This is a genomic window from Bordetella muralis, assembly GCF_965139205.1.
GTDB lineage: Bacteria > Pseudomonadota > Gammaproteobacteria > Burkholderiales > Burkholderiaceae_B > Bordetella_A > Bordetella_A muralis.
Window position 1 is genome coordinate 6674 of record NZ_CBCSIU010000010.1, and the last position, 20012, is coordinate 26685.

The following is a 20012-nucleotide window of genomic DNA, read 5'->3' on the forward strand; positions in this document are numbered from 1 at the left end:
GTCGATGACCGTCAAGCTGCTGGCTCCGATCGCCATGGAAGAAGGTCTGCGCTTCGCTATCCGTGAAGGCGGCCGTACCGTCGGCGCCGGCGTCGTCGCCAAGATCATCGCCTAAGGTCTGCAGTATTCAGTACCGGGAAGCTGGCCCTTTTGGGCCCGCTTCCCATGTTTGTCAAAAAAGTAGTACTATGTATGGTTCCGCAAGTTGCCATGCATCACTCGCAAGAGTCTAGGGGTATAGCTCAATTGGCAGAGCGTCGGTCTCCAAAACCGAAGGTTGTAGGTTCGATTCCTACTGCCCCTGCCACGTTTGCAGTCATTCGTGACCAACTTGGCCCTGTTTGTTTCAACCCCGCTCGCTCTTAAATTCGCCGGGAGATCACCGCCAGTCGCGCATTACGGCCGGCTCGCGTCGCAAAATGTCTAATACCAGCGTAGAAACCGTAACCAGTACCGCCGACCGCATCAAGCTTGGGTTGGCTGTTCTCGTTATCATTGCTGGCATCGTGGGCTTCTCGGTGCTGAGTGCACAGCCTATGGTCGCCCGTATCGGCGTATTTGTCGGGGGATTGGTGATCGCCGCTGTGATCGCCTGGTTCAGTGAGCCTGGTCGCCGCACCCTCAGTTTCGCCAGCGAGTCCTTCAACGAAGCCAAACGGGTTACGTGGCCTTCGCGCAAGGAAACCACCCAGATGACAGGCATCGTGTTTGCCTTTGTCGCGGTGATGGGATTGTTGATGTGGGTGCTCGACAAGGGCATCGAATGGATACTCTACGGCCTGTTGCTGGGCTGGAAATAAGGACGCCAAATGAGTAAGCGCTGGTATGTCGTCCATGTGTATTCAGGCATGGAAAAAAGCGTCCACAAAGCCTTGAACGAGCGCATTGAGCGCGCGGGCTTGCAGACGTCGTTTGGCCGTATTTTGGTGCCTTCGGAAGAAGTCGTCGAAGTCAAAGGTGGTCAGAAATCGATCACCGAGCGTCGCATTTTCCCGGGCTATGTCCTGGTCGAGATGGACCTCACCGACGAAACCTGGCACTTGGTGAAAAACACCAACCGCGTCACCGGATTTTTGGGTGGCTCGGGCAATCGTCCCACGCCGATTTCTGAAAAAGAAGTCGAAAAGATCCTCTCCCAGATGGAAGAGGGCGTCGAGAAACCCCGCCCCAAGATTCTGTTCGAGGTTGGCGAGATGGTTCGCGTGAAAGAAGGTCCGTTTGCGGACTTCAACGGCAACGTCGAAGAAGTCAACTACGAAAAGAGCAAAGTCCGTGTGTCCGTCACCATTTTTGGTCGCGCGACGCCTGTCGAACTCGATTTCAGCCAGGTCGAAAAGACCTGATTTTTAACCCCGGGGAGCCCGCCGCCAATGGTGGCAGGCGTTTGAACCCGTAAGGAGCAAAGCATGGCGAAGAAGATCGTCGGCTTTATCAAGCTGCAAGTCCCAGCTGGTAAGGCTAACCCCTCCCCCCCGATTGGCCCGGCTCTGGGTCAGCGTGGCCTGAACATCATGGAATTCTGCAAGGCGTTCAACGCCAAGACCCAAGGCATGGAGCCCGGTCTGCCGATTCCGGTGGTGATCACCGCTTTCGCCGACAAGAGCTTCACCTTCATCATGAAGACCCCGCCTGCGACGGTCCTCATCAAGAAGGCTGCTGGCGTTCAAAAGGGCTCGTCCAAGCCCCATACCGACAAGGTCGGTACGCTGACGCGCGCCCAGGCTGAAGAAATCGCCAAGACCAAGGAACCCGATCTGACCGCGGCCGACCTGGAAGCCGCCGTTCGCACGATCGCTGGTAGCGCCCGCAGCATGGGCATCACGGTTGAAGGGGTCTAATCATGGCAAAACTGTCCAAACGCGCCGCTGCTATCGCTCAAAAGATCGATCGCACCAAGCTGTATCCCGTCAGCGAAGCCCTGACCCTGGTCAAGGAAACCGCTACCGCCAAGTTCGATGAGTCCATCGACGTGGCTGTTCAATTGGGTATCGACCCCAAGAAATCGGACCAATTGGTACGTGGTTCGGTGGTATTGCCCGCTGGCACCGGCAAGTCCGTGCGCGTCGCCGTGTTCGCCCAAGGCGACAAGGCCGAAGCCGCCCGCGCTGCTGGCGCTGACATCGTGGGCCTGGACGACCTGGCCGAGCGCATCAAAGGTGGCCAGATCGATTTTGACGTGGTCATCGCTTCGCCCGACACGATGCGTGTCGTGGGTGCCCTGGGCCAAGTCCTGGGTCCCCGTGGCTTGATGCCCAACCCCAAGGTCGGCACCGTGACGCCTGACGTCGCCACCGCCGTGAAAAACGCCAAGGCCGGTCAGGTTCAGTACCGTACCGACAAGGCTGGCATCATTCACGCCACCATCGGCCGCGCCTCGTTCGGCGTGGAACAGTTGCAATCCAACTTGGCTGCTCTGGTCGACGCCCTGCAAAAGGCTCGCCCCGCTGCCGCCAAGGGTATTTACCTGCGCAAGCTCGCCGTTTCGTCCACCATGGGCGGCGGTGCTCGCGTGGAAGTAGCTTCGCTCGCAGCCTAATCGCTGCTGGCATAACGTACTTTGGGCCGCATCCGGCAATTTTGCTGGATGCTGCTGTCAAAGACCGCTGGAGCAGGACACGGCAGCTGTACCGTCGATGTCCTGCTTAATCCCAGAGCTAACGAGTCTGGATCCAGCGTAGACGGCGTCCCCAGGAAGATTTCTTTACCCGAAGAACTCAACCAGGCGCCGCATTCGGTTGACGCGTAAGGCCATAAGGCCCCAGGCGTCTTTTGATGGAGTGTTCAAACCGTGAGTCTCAATCGTCAAGAGAAAGCGGTAGTAATCGAGGAAGTCTCGGCCGCTGTTGCCAAGGCCCAATCGATTGTTATCGCCGAGTATCGTGGTCTGGACGTCGCCTCTGTCACCGTACTGCGCAAAACTGCGCGTGAATCGGGCGTTTACCTGCGTGTTCTGAAAAACACGCTGGCCCGTCGTGCTGTTTCCGGCACGGCTTTCGAGCCGTTGTCCGAACAGCTGACCGGTCCGCTGATCTATGGTATCAGCGAAGATCCGGTATCGGCGGCCAAGGTCCTCGCTGGTTTCGCGAAAAGCAACGACAAGCTGGTCATCAAGGCGGGCGCATTGCCCAACAACTTGCTGAACCAAGACGGCGTGAAGGCTTTGGCCACCATGCCTTCGCGCGAAGAGTTGCTCTCGAAACTGCTGGGCACCATGCAAGCCCCGATCGCGCAATTCGTGCGTACGCTCAACGAAGTTCCGACCAAGTTCGCCCGTGGCCTCGCCGCTGTGCGCGATCAAAAGGCGGCGGCGTAAGCCTCCCCTTACGGAATTCGCTGAACGACCGAGCGACAACCAACCTGGCATTTATCCAATTTTGGAGTTCTGAAAAATGGCACTTAACAAAGCTGAAATCCTTGACGCCATCGCTGGCATGACCGTGCTCGAATTGTCCGAGCTGATCAAGGAAATGGAAGAGAAGTTTGGCGTGTCGGCTGCTGCCGCCGCTGTGGCTGTGGCTGCTCCCGCTGCTGGTGGCGCTGCTGCCGCTGCTGAAGAGCAAACCGAATTCACCGTTGTGCTGGCTGAAGCCGGCGCCAACAAGGTGAGCGTCATCAAGGCCGTCCGTGAATTGACCGGCCTGGGTCTGAAGGAAGCCAAAGACCTGGTCGACGGCGCTCCGAAGCCCGTCAAGGAAGGCATCGCCAAGGCTGACGCCGAAGCCGCCAAGAAGAAGCTGGAAGAAGCTGGCGCCAAGGTCGAAGTCAAGTAAGACCTTGCGTCAACTGCCCGGGGACAGCGCAGTTTGCCGTCCCCGGGCTTTTGCGTTTCCAGGAAACCCCTGCTGGCAGGGTGCCCTTTACAGAGGGGTTTTCTGGAGTCGTATCACCTGGGGCCGTGGTTGACGGCCCATGCAACCCCTCGAGTCGGAGTGCTCATGCCTTACTCGTACACCGAAAAAAAGCGCATCCGCAAAAGCTTCGCTAAGCGTGAAGACGTTCAAAACGTTCCTTTTCTGCTGGCGACTCAGCTTCAATCCTACCTAACTTTCCTGCAGGCGGACACCGTTCCATCCGAGCGCGACAGCGACGGTCTGCAGGCGGCGTTTTCGTCGATTTTCCCGATTGTCAGCCATAACGGAATGGCGCGCTTGGAATTCGTCAGCTACGTGCTTGGCGAGCCGGTGTTCGACGTCAAGGAATGCCAACAGCGCGGTCTGACCTACGCTTCACCGTTGCGTGCCAAGGTGCGCCTGGTGCTGCTGGATCGCGAAGTCAGCAAACCAACCATCAAAGAAGTCAAGGAACAAGAAGTCTACATGGGCGAAATTCCGCTCATGACGGGCACGGGTTCTTTCGTCATCAACGGCACCGAGCGTGTCATCGTTTCGCAGCTGCACCGTTCGCCCGGCGTGTTCTTCGAACATGATCGCGGCAAAACGCACAGCTCCGGCAAGTTGCTGTTCTCGGCCCGCGTGATTCCTTACCGCGGTTCGTGGCTGGACTTCGAATTCGATCCGAAGGACGTCCTGTTCTTCCGTGTCGACCGTCGTCGCAAGATGCCCGTGACGATTTTGCTCAAGGCCATCGGCATGACGCCGGAATCGATCCTGGCGCACTTCTTCGACTTCGACAATTTCGAGTTGAAGAGCGAAGGCGGCATGATTGAGTTCGTGCCCGAGCGTTGGAAAGGCGAAATGGCGCGCTTCGACATCACGAGCCGTGACGGCACCGTGATCGTCGAAAAAGACAAGCGCATCAACGCCAAGCATTTGCGCGACATGGCTGCCGCCGGCATCCAGCGCATTTCCGTGCCTGAAGAATTCCTGTATGGCCGCGTGCTGGCCAAGAACATCGTCGACGCTGATACCGGCGAGGTCGTGGCACATGCCAACGACGAGATCACCGAAAGCGTGCTGAGCGCACTGCGTGCGGCCAATGTTCTGGATTTCCAGGCGCTGTACACCAACGACCTGGATCGTGGTCCGTACATCTCGCAAACGCTGCGTACCGACGAAACCGCGGACCAGATGGCCGCGCGTGTGGCTATCTACCGCATGATGCGTCCTGGCGAACCTCCCACCGAGGACGCCGTCGAGGCTCTGTTCCAGCGTTTGTTCTACAGCGAAGAAACCTACGATCTGTCGCGCGTTGGCCGTATGAAGGTCAACAGCCGTCTGGGCCGTGGCGAGGACATCACCGGTCCGATGACGCTGACCAACGAAGACATTCTTGAAACCATCAAGGTGTTGGTCGAGCTGCGTAACGGCCGTGGCCAGATCGATGACATCGATCACTTGGGCAACCGCCGTGTGCGTTGCGTCGGCGAATTGGCCGAAAACCAATTCCGCGCCGGTCTGGTGCGTGTCGAGCGTGCCGTCAAGGAACGTCTGGGCCAGGCCGAGACCGAAAACCTGATGCCGCACGACCTGATCAACTCCAAGCCGATCTCGGCTGCCATCAAGGAGTTCTTCGGTTCGAGCCAGTTGTCGCAGTTCATGGACCAGACCAACCCGCTGTCGGAAATCACGCACAAGCGTCGTGTTTCCGCTCTGGGCCCGGGCGGTCTGACGCGCGAGCGCGCGGGCTTCGAAGTCCGTGACGTGCACCCCACGCACTATGGCCGCGTGTGCCCGATCGAAACGCCGGAAGGCCCGAACATCGGTCTGATCAACTCCATGGCGCTGTACGCTCGTCTGAACGAGTACGGTTTCCTGGAAACGCCTTACCGCAAGATCATCGACGGCAAGGTCAGCGACCAGATCGACTACCTGTCCGCCATCGAAGAAAGCAACTACGTGATCGCGCAGGCTAACGCCGCGCTGGATGACGAAGGCCGCTTCATCGATGACCTGGTGGCTTGCCGCGAAGCCGGCGAAACCATGTTGACGGCTCCCGCCAACGTGCACTACATGGACGTTGCGCCGTCGCAGATCGTGTCGGTCGCTGCATCGCTGATTCCGTTCCTGGAGCACGATGACGCCAACCGTGCACTGATGGGCGCCAACATGCAACGTCAGGCCGTGCCTTGCTTGCGTCCCGAGAAACCCGTGGTGGGTACCGGGATCGAGCGTACGGTGGCTGTCGACTCGGGCACGACCGTGCAGGCCTTGCGTGGCGGCGTGGTCGACCACGTTGACGCCGAGCGTGTCGTGATTCGTGTCAACGACGACGAAAACGTCGTTGGCGAAGTCGGTGTCGACATCTACAACCTGATCAAGTACACCCGTTCCAACCAGAACACCAACATCAACCAGCGTCCCATCGTGGCTCGCGGCGACAAGGTCGCCAAGGGTGACGTGCTGGCCGATGGCGCATCGACCGACCTGGGCGAATTGGCTCTGGGTCAGAACATGCTGATCGCGTTCATGCCCTGGAACGGCTACAACTTCGAAGACTCGATCTTGATCTCCGAAAAGGTTGTGGCTGATGACCGCTACACCTCGGTCCACATCGAGGAACTGACGGTTGTTGCGCGTGACACCAAGCTCGGACCTGAGGAAATCACCCGCGACATCAGCAACCTGGCCGAAACCCAGCTGAATCGCCTGGATGATTCCGGCATCGTTTACATCGGTGCCGAAGTCACTGCCGATGACGTGCTGGTCGGTAAAGTCACGCCTAAGGGCGAGACCCAACTGACGCCGGAAGAAAAACTGCTGCGCGCCATCTTCGGTGAAAAAGCGTCCGACGTGAAAGACACCTCGCTGCGCGTGCCCTCGGGCATGGTCGGCACGGTGATCGACGTCCAGGTGTTTACGCGTGAAGGCATCGTGCGCGACAAGCGTGCTCAGTCCATCATCGACGATGAACTGCGCCGTTATCGCCAAGACCTGAATGACCAGCTGCGCATCGTTGAAAACGATCAGTTCGATCGTATCGAAAAGCTGTTGGTCGGCAAGACCGTCAACGGCGGTCCGCGCAAGCTCGCCAAGGGCGCCAGCATCACCAAGGAATACTTGGCTGATCTGGACCGCTGGCAGTGGTTCGACATCCGTTTGGCCGATGAGCCTCACGCTGTCGTGCTGGAGCAGGCCAAAGAATCGCTCGAGCAAAAGCGCCATCAATTCGATCTGGCTTTCGAAGAAAAGCGCAAGAAACTCACGCAAGGCGACGAGCTGCCCCCGGGCGTGCTCAAGATGATCAAGGTCTACCTGGCTGTCAAGCGTCGTTTGCAGCCTGGCGACAAGATGGCCGGCCGTCACGGCAACAAGGGTGTGGTCTCGCGTATTACCCCGGTCGAAGACATGCCGCACATGGCCGACGGTACGCCTGCCGACATCGTGCTGAACCCGCTGGGCGTGCCGTCCCGGATGAACGTCGGGCAGGTGCTCGAGGTTCACTTGGGCTGGGCTGCCAAGGGCGTGGGTCATCGCATCGCCGACATGCTGCGTGATGAGCGTACGGCGCAGGTGCAGAACGTGCGTGAATACCTGGACAAGGTGTACAACACCACTGGTACCAGCGCACACCTCGACACCCTGACCGATGACGAAGTCATGGAGTTGGCGCGCAACCTCAAGAACGGCGTGCCGTTCGCGACGCCGGTGTTTGACGGCGCCACCGAGGAAGAAATCACCACGATGCTGGAATTGGCGTACCCCGATGAGGTTGCCAAACGCATGAAGCTGACGGATTCGCGCACTCAGGCATGGCTGTTCGACGGCCGTACCGGCGAGCAATTCGAGCGTCCGGTGACTGTGGGCTACATGCACTACCTGAAGCTGCACCACTTGGTCGACGACAAGATGCACGCGCGTTCGACCGGCCCGTACTCGCTGGTGACTCAGCAGCCGCTGGGTGGTAAGGCGCAGTTCGGTGGCCAGCGTTTCGGGGAAATGGAAGTGTGGGCGCTGGAAGCATACGGCGCCGCCTACACCCTGCAAGAAATGCTGACGGTGAAGTCCGACGACATCACGGGCCGCACCAAGGTATACGAAAACATCGTCAAGGGCGATCACGTCATCGATGCCGGTATGCCGGAATCGTTCAACGTGCTGGTCAAGGAAATCCGCTCGTTGGCCCTGGACATGGATTTGGAGCGTAACTAATGAAAGCGCTACTCGACCTATTCAAGCAAGTCTCGCAAGACGAGCAGTTTGATGCCATCAAGATCGGCATCGCGTCGCCCGAGAAAATCCGTTCGTGGTCTTACGGTGAAGTCCGTAAGCCCGAAACGATCAACTATCGTACGTTCAAGCCCGAACGCGATGGCCTGTTCTGCTCCAAGATCTTTGGCCCGATCAAAGACTACGAATGCTTGTGCGGCAAGTACAAGCGTCTGAAGCATCGCGGCGTCATCTGCGAAAAGTGCGGCGTCGAAGTCACCGTAGCCAAGGTGCGCCGTGAGCGCATGGGCCACATCGAGCTGGCCAGCCCGGTCGCGCACATCTGGTTCCTGAAGAGCCTGCCGTCGCGCCTGGGTATGGTGCTCGACATGACGCTGCGCGACATCGAGCGCGTGCTGTATTTCGAAGCCTGGTGCGTGATTGAACCTGGCATGACGCCGCTCAAGCGCGGCCAGATCATGTCGGACGATGACTTCCTGGCAAAGACCGAAGAATACGGTGACGACTTCAGCGCCCTGATGGGTGCCGAAGCCGTGCGCGAATTGCTGCGCACCATCGATATCGATCGCGAAGTCGAAACACTGCGCGGCGAACTGAAGGCCACCAGCTCCGAAGCCAAGATCAAAAAGATCTCCAAGCGTCTGAAAGTCCTCGAGGGCTTCCAGAAGTCCGGCATCAAAGCCGAATGGATGGTCATGGAAGTCTTGCCGGTGCTGCCGCCGGATCTGCGCCCGCTGGTGCCGCTGGACGGCGGCCGTTTCGCGACCTCGGATCTGAACGATCTGTACCGCCGCGTCATCAACCGCAACAACCGTCTGAAGCGTCTGCTCGAGCTGAAGGCTCCCGAAATCATCCTGCGCAACGAAAAGCGCATGCTGCAAGAGGCCGTCGACTCGCTGCTCGATAACGGTCGCCGCGGCAAGGCCATGACTGGCGCCAACAAGCGCCAGCTGAAGTCGCTGGCCGACATGATCAAGGGTAAGAGCGGTCGTTTCCGTCAAAACCTGTTGGGCAAGCGCGTCGACTACTCGGGCCGTTCGGTCATCGTGGTGGGTCCGCAGCTCAAGCTGCATCAGTGCGGTCTGCCCAAGCTGATGGCGTTGGAACTGTTCAAACCCTTTATCTTCAATCGTCTGGAGATGATGGGTCTGGCCACGACCATCAAGGCTGCCAAGAAATTGGTCGAAAGCCAAGAGCCCGTGGTGTGGGACATCCTCGAAGAAGTCATTCGCGAACACCCGGTGATGCTCAACCGTGCGCCCACGCTGCACCGTTTGGGTATCCAGGCGTTCGAGCCGGTGCTGATCGAAGGCAAGGCCATCCAGCTGCACCCGTTGGTTTGCGCGGCATTCAACGCCGACTTCGACGGTGACCAGATGGCTGTTCACGTGCCGCTGTCGCTGGAAGCCCAGCTCGAAGCCCGTACGCTGATGCTGGCATCGAACAACGTGCTGTTCCCGGCCAACGGCGAACCGTCAATCGTGCCGTCGCAGGATATCGTGTTGGGTCTGTATTACACGACTCGCGAGCGTATCAACGGCAAGGGCGAAGGCATCTTCTTTACCGACGTGGCCGAAGTCCAGCGTGCCTACGATAACGGCGAAGTCGAGCTGCAGACGCGCATCACTGTGCGTCTGGTCGAGCACGAGCGCGATGACCAAGGTCAATTCCAACCGGTTCTGCGCCGTCACGAAACGACGGTCGGCCGTGCGCTGCTGTCGGAAATCCTGCCCAAGGGCCTGCCCTTCACGGTGCTGAACAAGGCACTGAAGAAGAAAGAAATCTCGCGCCTGATCAACCAGTCGTTCCGCCGTTGCGGTTTGCGCGACACGGTGATCTTTGCCGATAAGCTGATGCAATCGGGTTTCCGCCTGGCCACGCGTGGTGGTATTTCCATCGCCATGGGCGACATGCTGATCCCGAAAGCCAAGGAAGGCATCCTGGCCGAAGCCAGCCGCGAAGTCAAAGAAATCGACAAGCAGTACTCGTCGGGTCTGGTGACGTCTCAAGAGCGCTACAACAACGTTGTGGACATCTGGGGCAAGGCCAGCGACAAGGTCGGCAAGGCGATGATGGAGCAACTGGCGACCGAGCCCGTGACCAACCGTCACGGCGAAGAAGTCCGCCAGGAATCCTTCAACTCGATCTACATGATGGCCGACTCGGGCGCTCGTGGTTCCGCAGCCCAGATTCGTCAGTTGGCAGGGATGCGCGGCCTGATGGCCAAGCCGGACGGTTCGATTATCGAAACGCCGATTACTGCGAACTTCCGCGAAGGTCTGAACGTTCTGCAGTACTTCATCTCGACTCACGGTGCACGTAAAGGCTTGGCCGATACCGCACTGAAGACGGCAAACTCGGGTTACCTGACTCGCCGTCTGGTCGACGTGACGCAAGACTTGGTGATCACCGAAGACGATTGCGGCACCAGCCAAGGCTACTCCATGAAGGCGTTGGTCGAGGGCGGTGAAGTCATCGAACCGCTGCGCGATCGTATCCTGGGCCGTGTTGCCGCGATTGACGTGGTCAATCCTGACACGCAGGAAACCGCGATCACCGCAGGCACGCTGTTGGACGAAGATCTGGTCGATCTGATCGATCGTATCGGTGTGGACGAAGTCAAGGTCCGCACGCCGCTGACCTGCGAAACGCGTCATGGTCTGTGCGCGCACTGCTATGGCCGCGATCTGGGCCGTGGTTCGCACGTCAACGTGGGTGAGGCAGTGGGTGTTATCGCTGCTCAGTCCATCGGTGAACCGGGCACGCAGCTCACGATGCGTACGTTCCACATCGGTGGTGCGGCATCGCGTTCGGCCCTGGCCAGCGCCGTCGAAACCAAGTCCAACGGTAAAGTCGGTTTTGCCAGCACCATGCGTTACGTCACCAACGCCAAGGGCGAGCGTGTGGCGATCTCGCGTTCGGGCGAATTGGCGATTTACGACGACAACGGCCGCGAGCGCGAACGTCACAAGATCCCGTACGGTGCAACCGTATTAGTTGGTGATGGCGAAGCCGTCAAGGCAGGTACCCGTCTGGCGACGTGGGATCCGCTGACGCGCCCGATCGTGTCCGAGTACGGCGGCGCCGTGCGCTTCGAGAACATCGAAGAAGGCGTTACCGTTGCCAAGCAGGTCGACGAAATCACTGGTCTGTCCACGCTGGTTGTGATCACGCCCAGGACGCGCGGCGGCAAAGTCGTCATGCGTCCGCAGATCAAACTGGTCAACGACAATGGCGAAGACGTCAAGATCGCGGGTACCGATCACTCGGTGAACATTTCGTTCCCGGTGGGTGCGCTGATCACCGTGCGTGACGGGCAGCAGGTTGCCGTGGGTGAAGTGCTGGCGCGTATTCCTCAGGAATCGCAAAAGACTCGCGACATTACCGGCGGTCTGCCGCGTGTGGCCGAGCTCTTCGAAGCCCGTTCACCCAAGGATGCCGGTATGTTGGCCGACGTCACGGGTACCGTGTCGTTCGGTAAAGACACCAAGGGCAAGCAGCGTCTGGTCATTACCGACCTGGAAGGCGTCAGCCACGAGTTCCTGATTCCCAAGGAAAAACAGGTGCTGGTGCACGACGGTCAGGTGGTGAACAAGGGCGAAATGATTGTTGACGGCCCGGCCGATCCGCACGACATCCTGCGTCTGCAGGGTATCGAAAAGCTCGCGACCTACATCGTCGACGAAGTGCAGGACGTTTACCGTCTGCAGGGCGTGAAGATCAACGACAAGCACATCGAAGTGATTGTTCGTCAGATGCTGCGCCGTGTGAACATCGTCGATGCCGGCGACACCGAGTTCATCCCGGGCGAGCAAGTCGAGCGTTCCGAGTTGTTGAACGAGAACGATCGCGTCACCGCCGAAGACAAGCGTCCAGCCACGTATGACAACGTGCTGTTGGGTATCACCAAGGCCTCGCTGTCGACGGATTCGTTCATTTCGGCTGCATCGTTCCAGGAAACCACGCGTGTCCTGACCGAAGCCGCCATCATGGGCAAGCGCGACGATCTGCGTGGTCTGAAGGAAAACGTCATTGTTGGCCGTCTGATCCCCGCAGGTACGGGTCTGGCGTACCACATTGCCCGCAAGGACAAGGAAGCTCTCGAAGCCGCCGAGCGCGAAGCCGCACGGCAGCAGGCGAATCCCTTCGAGGATGCGCCGGTTGCCGCTGAGGTGGGCGCGTCGGGCGATGCTTCCGATGCACCGCAGTCAGGTGCTGGTGACGAGAATTCTGCCGTCTAACGGCGAATTTGGTGCCAACGAGCGTCGACAGGTTAAATACCTGCCGGCGCTCAAGCAAAAACGGCCGCTGAATAATCAGCGGCCGTTTTTGCTTTTACGCGGTCACATTACTTATTGAACCGGGCTTGGGCGGACGTAAAGACGGGGCCCCACTGCGGATGACCGGCTTCATTGGGAGCCAGCGTGAAATCTGAATCTATTTGCAAAATTCGTACGAAAGTTTCTTCGCAAAGTTGGGCATAATTGCGTACGCAATAACTGAAAGCCTGCAATTTGTAGGCCTCAATGCGTAGCGATTTAGGCGCCGTCGCAATATCGTCGGAAGTCGCTACGGTACGGATGACGGTGCCGTATTGGCCTGCGGAGTACTGTTGTTGAACCTGCGTTAACGCATCCTGTGCGGCCTGCGAAGGAGGGCCTTCGCTGAGTTTCCCCATCCCGGCACAACCGCCAAGAAGGGCCAGGATGCAAAGCGAAATGGGCAAGAAAGCACGAGTCTTCATGAACGATTAAGCCTATGCCGGTGTAAAAAGGAACGTCACATCCTGTTCCGGGCGTATCGATTATGAAACGCTACCGGGAGGATGCTCGGATAATATCCGCTGTATGCGTTAATAGCGGGTGCTGTCATGCACAAAAAGTGCTTTTAACTGATAATTGGCGTTATAAAACGTAACACCCTCGGCTTGCCGCGTATCATAGGCAGGCAAGTACAGGGGCAACGACATGTTGTTATACAGGATCGTCTTTCTCGTTTAGTGCTTCCATGCTTTCCTCTGCGGGTTTTTCGACACCGCGCGGGCCCTTTGCCGGCGCCGCGCCACTTGCACATCGACCGCTGAGCGCGATCGCCGCCACGATTGCGGGCGGGGTTCCCCAAGGACGTATTCAACGCATTATTGCCGAACTGATTCCTGAACTCGAGGCATTGCACCGGGCCGGCCGAATCTGCGGAGACATTTCTGTTCATTCGGTCGGATTGGACGAGTCGGGCCGGGCGCATTTAATGGCCCTCTCGGCAGAGAACGGACCTTCGTCGAGACCTCGAACGCTGACGCCAGGTTATGCCCCGTTTGAGCTGTATACCGAATCCGCCGATTGGCCGCGAGGCCCCTGGACAGACGTCTATGCGTTGAGCGCCGTCGCTTATTCTCTGGTGGCAGGCCAACAGCCGCCTCCAGCGGCCGAACGCCGCGTTGCGGACACACATCAGCCATTGCAGACGCTGGGAATCAGCAAGTACTCAGACACTTTTCTGCGAGCCATCGATGCCGGGCTGGCGATCAATCCGGCAGATCGGCCGCAGACCATGCAGGCCTACGCCGAACTCCTGGCCTTGCCCAGATTGGTGCAACCATTCGAACCCGCGGCAGAAACGGTTGCACCGCTGCCATCGTCTGTCCACGCCGGTAATAGTGGGCCTGCGCGTGGACCGTCGTTGCGGGCCGTGATCCAGGCGGTGCTGCTGGGTATCGCCACGCTGGGCGTGGCTGTGTATTGGTGGGGACGTTTGTCCGGCGGGCCGGAGCCCGTCATCACGCATTCAGAACTGGCGGTAAGTGGTTCGGATGCAAAAACCGCCTCGTCTGCCACACAACCGACATCGGCGCCTCGATCGCAGTCGATGGAGAGCGGCGAGCGCGTGTCTGCCGAATCTCGTTTGCAGATAGCGCGAGCGCCTGACTTGACGCCAAGGTTCCTGGTACCGTCCAGTGGGGATAAGGGCGATGAGCCCAATACCACCGCGACGGCATCCGTCACTCCGACTGCGCCAGTAGCGGCTACGGTAAAACCCGAGCGCAGGGCACCGGCTCCCGTGCGGGTGAGCATTAATGTACGGCCATGGGGAGAGATCGTGATTGATGGGGTATCACGCGGCGTCACCCCGCCGTTAAAAACCGTCATGTTGCGCCCGGGTAAATACGCGGTGACGATACGCAACAGCGCACAGCCGCCCTACAACACGACACTCGTCGTGACCGCCGGCAAACCTGCGGTGATTACGCATCTGTTTCGCTGACGGTTCCTACCGGCAAACGGAACGTAAATCGTGAGCCAACGCCAAGCTCACTTTTCAACGTAACACTGCCGCCATGGCGCTGTGCGACTGCGTGCACAAAAGCCAAGCCGAGTCCCGAGCCTTCGGTGGTGGAGTCTTGTACCGTTTTCGTGCGGAAAAAAGGTTCAAACAAGCGTGCCTGATCCTCGACCGCGATGCCAGGGCCGGTGTCCTGAATGTCAATGGCCCACGTGTCCGCATCGGGCGAAAGACGCACATGGATCGTGCTGTTGTCGGCGCTATATTTGAGAGCGTTGTCGATCAGGTTGCTGAGCGCGCGCAGGATAAGTGTCGAGTCGCCATACGCCAGGGCAACAGGCACAGATGAGTGCACGTCCAGGGTCATGGCGCGGGCTTGTGCAGCGGCCCAGAAATCATCGGAGATCTCGTGCAGCATGGCCACAAGATCCAGCCGATCGCGGGCGATGCTCATGGATTCAGCACGATTGAGCTGAATGAAGTCGTCCACCAGCCTTAGGGTACGATTGGCCAGATGCGCAATACGAGTTAGCGTTTGGGCAGGCGGGTGATCTGTCGCGCCTTGCTGGCCATCGTGCACCAGGGGGGCTGGGCGTTGTCCTGTCTGCTCAACGCGGGAATCGGCAGCCCCGGACGCAGTCTGCTGCGGTTTTGTCGCGAGCTCCACGAGCGCCAGGATGGAGTTTTGAGGGGCCCGCATATCGTGAGAAATAAATCGCAGGGTTTCCTCACGTTGACGTTCGGCCTGGCGCACAGTACTGATGTCGCTCAGCGTGACAACCATACCGGCATAAGCGCCTTGCGCCGTGCGGATGGGCGCGCAGCGGATCAATAGATCATGTTCTGCGCGATCGCGGACTTCGACGCTGGTACGAGCCGCCGCGGTTTCGGTGTCTTTTGTTCCGTCAGTCGCTTGATCGTTGTCGGCGGGAGGCAGCAGTGCCTGGCGTACGGTTTGGCGCGTTGCAGGGGCGATAAACGCCTGCTCGAGGGCTGGCGCGATAGTCTGTCCGATACGGGGCAGCCGGATCCCGAGTTGTACAAAATACACATCGGCGGGACGGTTCTTGTATTGCAGCCGGCCTTTTTTGTCGATCACCATCGTCGCGTCGGGCATGCCGTCCAGGCCATCCTCGACAAAACGGCGCAAGTTACGTACATGAGTCAGCGTGCGGTCGAGCTCATGGACGTGATGATCCAGCGAACGTCCGATACGGTGCTCGAAGGAATGAGTCGTTTCGTCGAGTACAGGTGGGTACTCGACGCGCAGCCGCTTCATTTCCCGGCTCATATAGCGCAGTGCGGCTTCCTGGCTGCGCCAGCTCCATATCGGATAGCTGAGGGCGACGCCGAGTAGTGCTGCAGTGGGCGGGATCCATATGTTCCACAAAAACAGGATGGCGATTGTGCTGACCAGAATCGCGCCGAGCAGGGCGGCACTGCACAGGATTGCCTGACGAGGCGACAACCTGGGCAGTGCCAGGCACAACAGTAATACGGGAATAGCGCCGGCCAGGGCTGTTTGCCAAGTCTGAGCCGGTACCAATATGGACCCTTCGCGGGCCGCTTGCAGCAGGTTGGCGATGACCTCTACGCCCTGTATGCCGCTGGTGTTGTGCGATACCGGTGAAGGAAAGACATCCCCCAAGCCTGTCGCCCACGCGCCGACGATGACGTACTTATCCTTTATCGCTTCTGGTGGAACCTGGCCGCGCAAGACCGCCAGATACGAGACGGATTGAAAATGTCCTGGCGGACCTGCATACGGAATCAACGTCGTGGCGTCAGGCGGTAATTGCGGCAAGAAGCGGCGCACCTGCGGGGCATCACCACCTACCTCCAACATGGTCAGCGCAAATTGATGCCATGGCAGATTTCCGGTGTTGCGTGCCCATGTCGTGCGCCTGAGGACACCATCGTCGTCGGGATCGACATTGATATAGCCCAAGCCGGCGGCAGCCTGGGCAAGCGAGGCCAGAGGCAGCTCCGCGCGGGTAGGACGGTCAAGGTTATCCAGGACAATCGGCAATACAACACGCCCATGCCGTTGGACGGCATTGACCAACAGTCGGTCGTCTTCTGTGCGCTGGACGTTGGATTCGGAAAAAACGATATCCAAGCCCACCGCACGCGCAGTCTGCAGGCGCTCCAGCAACATGGCATGTAAGGAGCGCGGCCAAGGCCAGCGCCCCAAGGTATTGATAGCGCTGTCGTCAATCGTGACGATCAATACATCGGTTGGAGCAGGGCGATTGATCAGCGAAATAGCGCGGTCGTAGATCAGCTGATCCAGGCGCCCCAGTCCATTAAGCCAGCCCAGCAAAGCCGTAAACGCCACCAATGAGACGCCGAGCAACAGGCGTAAGTATGAGCGCTCGAGCCGGATATCTATTCTATTGATCGGCATGGTTCGAGCGGCGCTCAGACGTTCAATAGTCGGTCAGTGTGACCACACCACCGTCGCCAAGCATGATCGGCTGGCCCGAGGCGGACATGAGCGCGTTGGCGCCCTCAAATGCCAGATAGGCGTCGCGTCCGCCCAAGCCGGCTGCGTCGATCGCGCGTACGGCCACGTAGTGAGTCCCGGGGCGGCGCGCTGCAAAGCGGATATCGGCGCTATCAAATTGCTCTGACGACGTTAGCTCCAGACCTTCCGGGTCACGAGACACCTGCACCAGATATGCGACGGCTCCCGGTACGGGAGAAAAGGGCGCCGTCCATAGGCCGGAGCCCGCCCGTTGTGGGGGGCCAAGCTGGGGAGCGGGCAAGAGTGGTTGGACATTGAGGGCTCCATTGGCGCCAATGGCCGCACCATAGCCAGAGGACAGGGCGACGGGCTGGCTCGAAGCAGACGATGTCTTCACGCGTACGCTGCCTTCAAGGACCTCACTGCGAGCGCCTTGGCCTGCTGTTTGTACTCGAAAACGGGTGCCTCGCACGCCCATGACTGCGACGGGCGTGCGGATCTCGAATCTTCCTACCCCTTGGCCCGACGGCGCAACGTGTGAATCGACTTCGCCTTGCTCCACGTGCAAGATCGAGTCAGTCAGCGCGGCCCCTTCGAATTGGCGCAGACGTTCCAATTGCGTCGCGCTCCCCCTTGGTAGCGTGATTTTGGTGCCATCCGATAGCTGCAAGGTAACAAACCCATCGGAAGCCGTTGTTACCGTGGCGCCTTCGTTGAGGGACATTCCTGTACGCAGGGGAATGCCGTCGACCTGTGCCTGGCCGCTAACGTGCATTGCAGTGGTGGGCGCCGGGATTTCGGGAATCAATGCAAAAGGAATCCGCAACTCCGAACCTATCACCAGGCGCAGGGGATCGCCGACCGCGTTGTGGCTTTGCAATATTGTCCAGTTTGCACTATTGCGCGTGTAAAGATTGGCCAAGTCAATCAACGTATCGCCGGACCGGATGCGGTAGACAAAATCATCGCCAAGCGCACCCGCAGGCTGGGCCATGACCAATGGGCTGACAGCGAGCGCGCTCCATGTGGCAAGCAGGCGGATAAAGCGCCATATCATGTGGAAAACTCTCCGATGAAAAGCGGGCAATACTTATCAATTTTCGGGAACATACCCGGCCCGTTGTACTTACTTAGATAGTGGCCGGGGACACTGTTGTATTGCCGTCAATCAATTCCAGGCGATAACCCAAGGCATATGACGATACCAATCGGACCCCATTTTCCGGGTGAAGCCGCAATTTTTGCCGTATGTTCGACAAATGGGTATCCAACGTCCGGGATGTGGCGGGAATTTCACGGTTCCACACGCTTTCGGCGAGCACATCGCGTGACAATAGCCGGCCCACATTCCGGAAGAAGAGCTGAGCCAATTCGAATTCCTTCGGGGCAAGGGTTACCGTTTGATCGCGCAGCGAAATCGACCGGGTCGCCGGGTCAATACGATAGTCAGCCACGGAAAAAGGCCCTGGCACGGGCAAGGCTGCCTGCGAGCGTCGTAACAACGCGCTTACGCGCGCCAGCAATTCGGCGGGACGTAGCGGTTTGACCACATAGTCGTCGGCGCCAGCTTGCAAGCCTTCGACCAGATCCTGTTCGAGGGTGCGGCTGGTGACGAAAATCACCGGGATCTGCATGCCCAATGTGGCGCGTATATGTCTCAAGACCTCGTCGCCGGCAATGTCCGGGACTTGCCAATCGAGCAAGATAAGGTCGAAGGACTGGCTGCGCAGAGCGGCCAACAAGTCGCGGCCGTTCTGATAGCTATGGCAGGTATACCCAGCAGAAACAAGAACCTGCTGAATATGCCGGGCCTGGTCCAGGTCGTCTTCCAGCGAGGCAATCTGCATAGTGAGTTTGAGGTGAGGGAGCCCTTGGCTGCATTAAATTCTACGGCGGGGCGCGTTGCCGCTCCGAGTACGTGAAAACCCACGTACAGCGTGAATGATACCGCGGGATACACTATTGCTCTAATGCCGAGCAGTGTGAATGTTAAGTACCGCAAAGTTGACGAATCTTGACTAAGGTTTTGCGCAATAAGGCGCCACACTGTCGACATTCTTATCAATACGTGCAGGTCGGCTGCGGGGGCAGGAGTTCCGGGGTGGATCTGGAAATTTCACTATGAAGCAGTTGAAAGTCCTAATCATGATGCCCGACTCGATTGCCTGCGGGAAATCAGTTGCGGCCATGCAACAAGCGGGTATCGCCGCCCACGGCTGCGCTACGCCTCTCGAGTTATTCGGCCAACTGGGAGCCGGGGGTTACGATGCCGCCGTCCTGGACATTGGCGAGCTCGATGAGATCGGTTACGCCCTGGTGTCGCGTTTACGCACTTCCCCTACGCTGGGGGTTGTGGCGTTGGGCACCAATCTCCAGGTGGAAAACCGTTTGCGCTGCCTGCAAAGTGGCGCAGATGCATGTCTGGTGTCCCCGTTTGACATCCGTGAGCTCGTTGGCGTTCTGATGGCGCTTGGTCGCCGGCTGCCCGGCCGCACCCAAGCGGCGACGGACAACACCGCCGAACCGGTCGCGACGAACCATCCCACCGGAAGCTGGGAACTGCGCGACCAGAACTGGACGTTGATGGCACCTTCGGGCGTCTCCATTTCGCTGTCCGCCAACGAGCGCCATATCGTTCGCACCTTGCTGGAGGCGACGGGGCAGGCAGTCGCACGGGCCGAGTTGAACAAGCATCTCGACGGCGCTGCCGGCACCACCCCTCGGGTCGGCGGTTCGCGCAGCATCGACGTCATCGTCAGCCGTTTACGGCGCAAAGCCGAGCTGGCAGGGGTCATTCTGCCGATTCGTACCGTCTATGGCAGCGGCTATCTGTTCGCCGATCAATAAAAAAAGCGCCGTCCTCGGCTGGCTGTCTTGCGTCCGCGTCTATCCCAGAGCGCTTCGGACGACCGGCCGATAAAAACCTCTGCAAGCGTGAGCTGTCATCAATCCGTCGTACGGTACTCGGTAAATTAGCGTTCCTTTCATTGGGCTCCATGTCGATATACAGGAGTCTTTGACATGGGCCGTCTTCTGGGTTATGCTGACGGGCTTACTGCTTTATTCGCGTATAAAGGTTTGCCAATTCCACGACTGGTGGCCTTTGTGCGTTTTGTCTGCAAGACCCGCTCTTTTACGTAAGAAACGTTTGAGGCGGTTTTGCGTGAACTGCCTCTCACTGGTGTGCCGGCCCTCTTGGG

15 protein-coding genes and 1 tRNA gene are annotated in these 20012 nt (G+C 58.9%); 12 read left to right on the forward strand and 4 right to left on the reverse strand.

The genetic code is table 11. The annotated features are described in order from the left end of the window. The first annotated feature begins 4 nt into the window (after nt 1–4). The 10 genes from ACNA0I_RS15375 (at nt 5) to rpoC (ending at nt 12307) form a co-directional block, all read left to right on the forward strand. Complete coding sequence (locus ACNA0I_RS15375; protein WP_415807031.1) at nt 5–115, forward strand: EF-Tu C-terminal domain-related protein; 111 nt, start codon at nt 5–7, stop codon at nt 113–115. 116 nt (nt 116–231) lie between these two features. Next, a tRNA-Trp gene (locus ACNA0I_RS15380) sits at nt 232–307 on the forward strand. 112 nt (nt 308–419) lie between these two features. Further along, nucleotides 420–800, forward strand: coding sequence for a preprotein translocase subunit SecE (secE, locus tag ACNA0I_RS15385; RefSeq protein WP_094823948.1), 381 nt, complete (start codon nt 420–422; stop codon nt 798–800). Nucleotides 801–809: 9 nt separating this feature from the next. Beyond that, nucleotides 810–1343, forward strand: a complete 534-nt coding sequence (nusG, locus tag ACNA0I_RS15390; RefSeq protein ID WP_006389586.1) for a transcription termination/antitermination protein NusG — start codon at nt 810–812, stop codon at nt 1341–1343. Between the two features lie 63 nt (nt 1344–1406). After that, nucleotides 1407–1838, forward strand: coding sequence for a 50S ribosomal protein L11 (rplK, locus tag ACNA0I_RS15395; protein WP_415806890.1), 432 nt, complete (start codon nt 1407–1409; stop codon nt 1836–1838). A gap of 2 nt (nt 1839–1840) precedes the next feature. Continuing rightward, complete coding sequence (rplA, locus tag ACNA0I_RS15400; RefSeq protein ID WP_415806891.1) at nt 1841–2536, forward strand: 50S ribosomal protein L1; 696 nt, start codon at nt 1841–1843, stop codon at nt 2534–2536. A gap of 252 nt (nt 2537–2788) precedes the next feature. Beyond that, entirely contained in the window at nt 2789–3313 is a 525-nt protein-coding gene (gene rplJ, locus ACNA0I_RS15405; RefSeq protein ID WP_415806892.1) for a 50S ribosomal protein L10, read from the forward strand. A gap of 76 nt (nt 3314–3389) precedes the next feature. Further along, on the forward strand, nt 3390–3770 hold the full coding sequence (gene rplL / locus ACNA0I_RS15410) for a 50S ribosomal protein L7/L12 (protein ID WP_094823944.1): 381 nt from the start codon (nt 3390–3392) through the stop codon (nt 3768–3770). 165 nt (nt 3771–3935) lie between these two features. Beyond that, entirely contained in the window at nt 3936–8048 is a 4113-nt protein-coding gene (gene rpoB / locus ACNA0I_RS15415; RefSeq protein ID WP_415806893.1) for a DNA-directed RNA polymerase subunit beta, read from the forward strand. Beyond that, nucleotides 8048–12307: a DNA-directed RNA polymerase subunit beta' gene (gene rpoC, locus ACNA0I_RS15420; RefSeq protein WP_415806895.1), complete on the forward strand. Its 4260-nt coding sequence runs from the start codon at nt 8048–8050 to the stop codon at nt 12305–12307. Before rpoB ends, rpoC begins: the two co-directional genes overlap by 1 nt. A 107-nt stretch (nt 12308–12414) precedes the next feature. Here the strand turns inward: rpoC and ACNA0I_RS15425 are convergent, their stop codons facing one another. After that, nucleotides 12415–12810 carry a TssQ family T6SS-associated lipoprotein gene (locus ACNA0I_RS15425; protein ID WP_415806896.1) on the reverse strand — a complete coding sequence of 132 codons (396 nt, stop codon included), beginning with the start codon at nt 12808–12810 and terminating at the stop codon, nt 12415–12417. 263 nt (nt 12811–13073) lie between these two features. Here ACNA0I_RS15425 and ACNA0I_RS15430 point away from each other — a divergent pair, with 263 nt between their 5' ends. Next, nucleotides 13074–14327: a serine/threonine-protein kinase gene (locus tag ACNA0I_RS15430; protein WP_415806897.1), complete on the forward strand. Its 1254-nt coding sequence runs from the start codon at nt 13074–13076 to the stop codon at nt 14325–14327. On the opposite strand, the gene ACNA0I_RS15435 is transcribed toward ACNA0I_RS15430, so the two are convergent. From ACNA0I_RS15435 to ACNA0I_RS15445, 3 genes are all read right to left on the reverse strand, one after another. Further along, nucleotides 14308–16752, reverse strand: coding sequence for a CHASE2 domain-containing protein (locus tag ACNA0I_RS15435; protein ID WP_415806898.1), 2445 nt, complete (start codon nt 16750–16752; stop codon nt 14308–14310). The two genes, ACNA0I_RS15430 and ACNA0I_RS15435, sit on opposite strands and share 20 nt — an antisense overlap. Nucleotides 16753–16774: 22 nt before the next feature. Beyond that, nucleotides 16775–17869, reverse strand: a complete 1095-nt coding sequence (locus ACNA0I_RS15440) for a FecR family protein (RefSeq protein ID WP_415806899.1) — start codon at nt 17867–17869, stop codon at nt 16775–16777. Between the two features lie 73 nt (nt 17870–17942). Next, a complete protein-coding gene (locus ACNA0I_RS15445) occupies nt 17943–18659 on the reverse strand; it encodes a response regulator transcription factor (protein WP_415806900.1) in 717 nt (238 codons plus the stop codon). A 274-nt stretch (nt 18660–18933) separates the two neighbouring features. On the opposite strand from ACNA0I_RS15445, the gene ACNA0I_RS15450 reads away from it, so the two are divergent. Continuing rightward, entirely contained in the window at nt 18934–19659 is a 726-nt protein-coding gene (locus ACNA0I_RS15450; RefSeq protein WP_415806901.1) for a response regulator transcription factor, read from the forward strand. Nucleotides 19660–20012 lie beyond the last annotated feature (353 nt).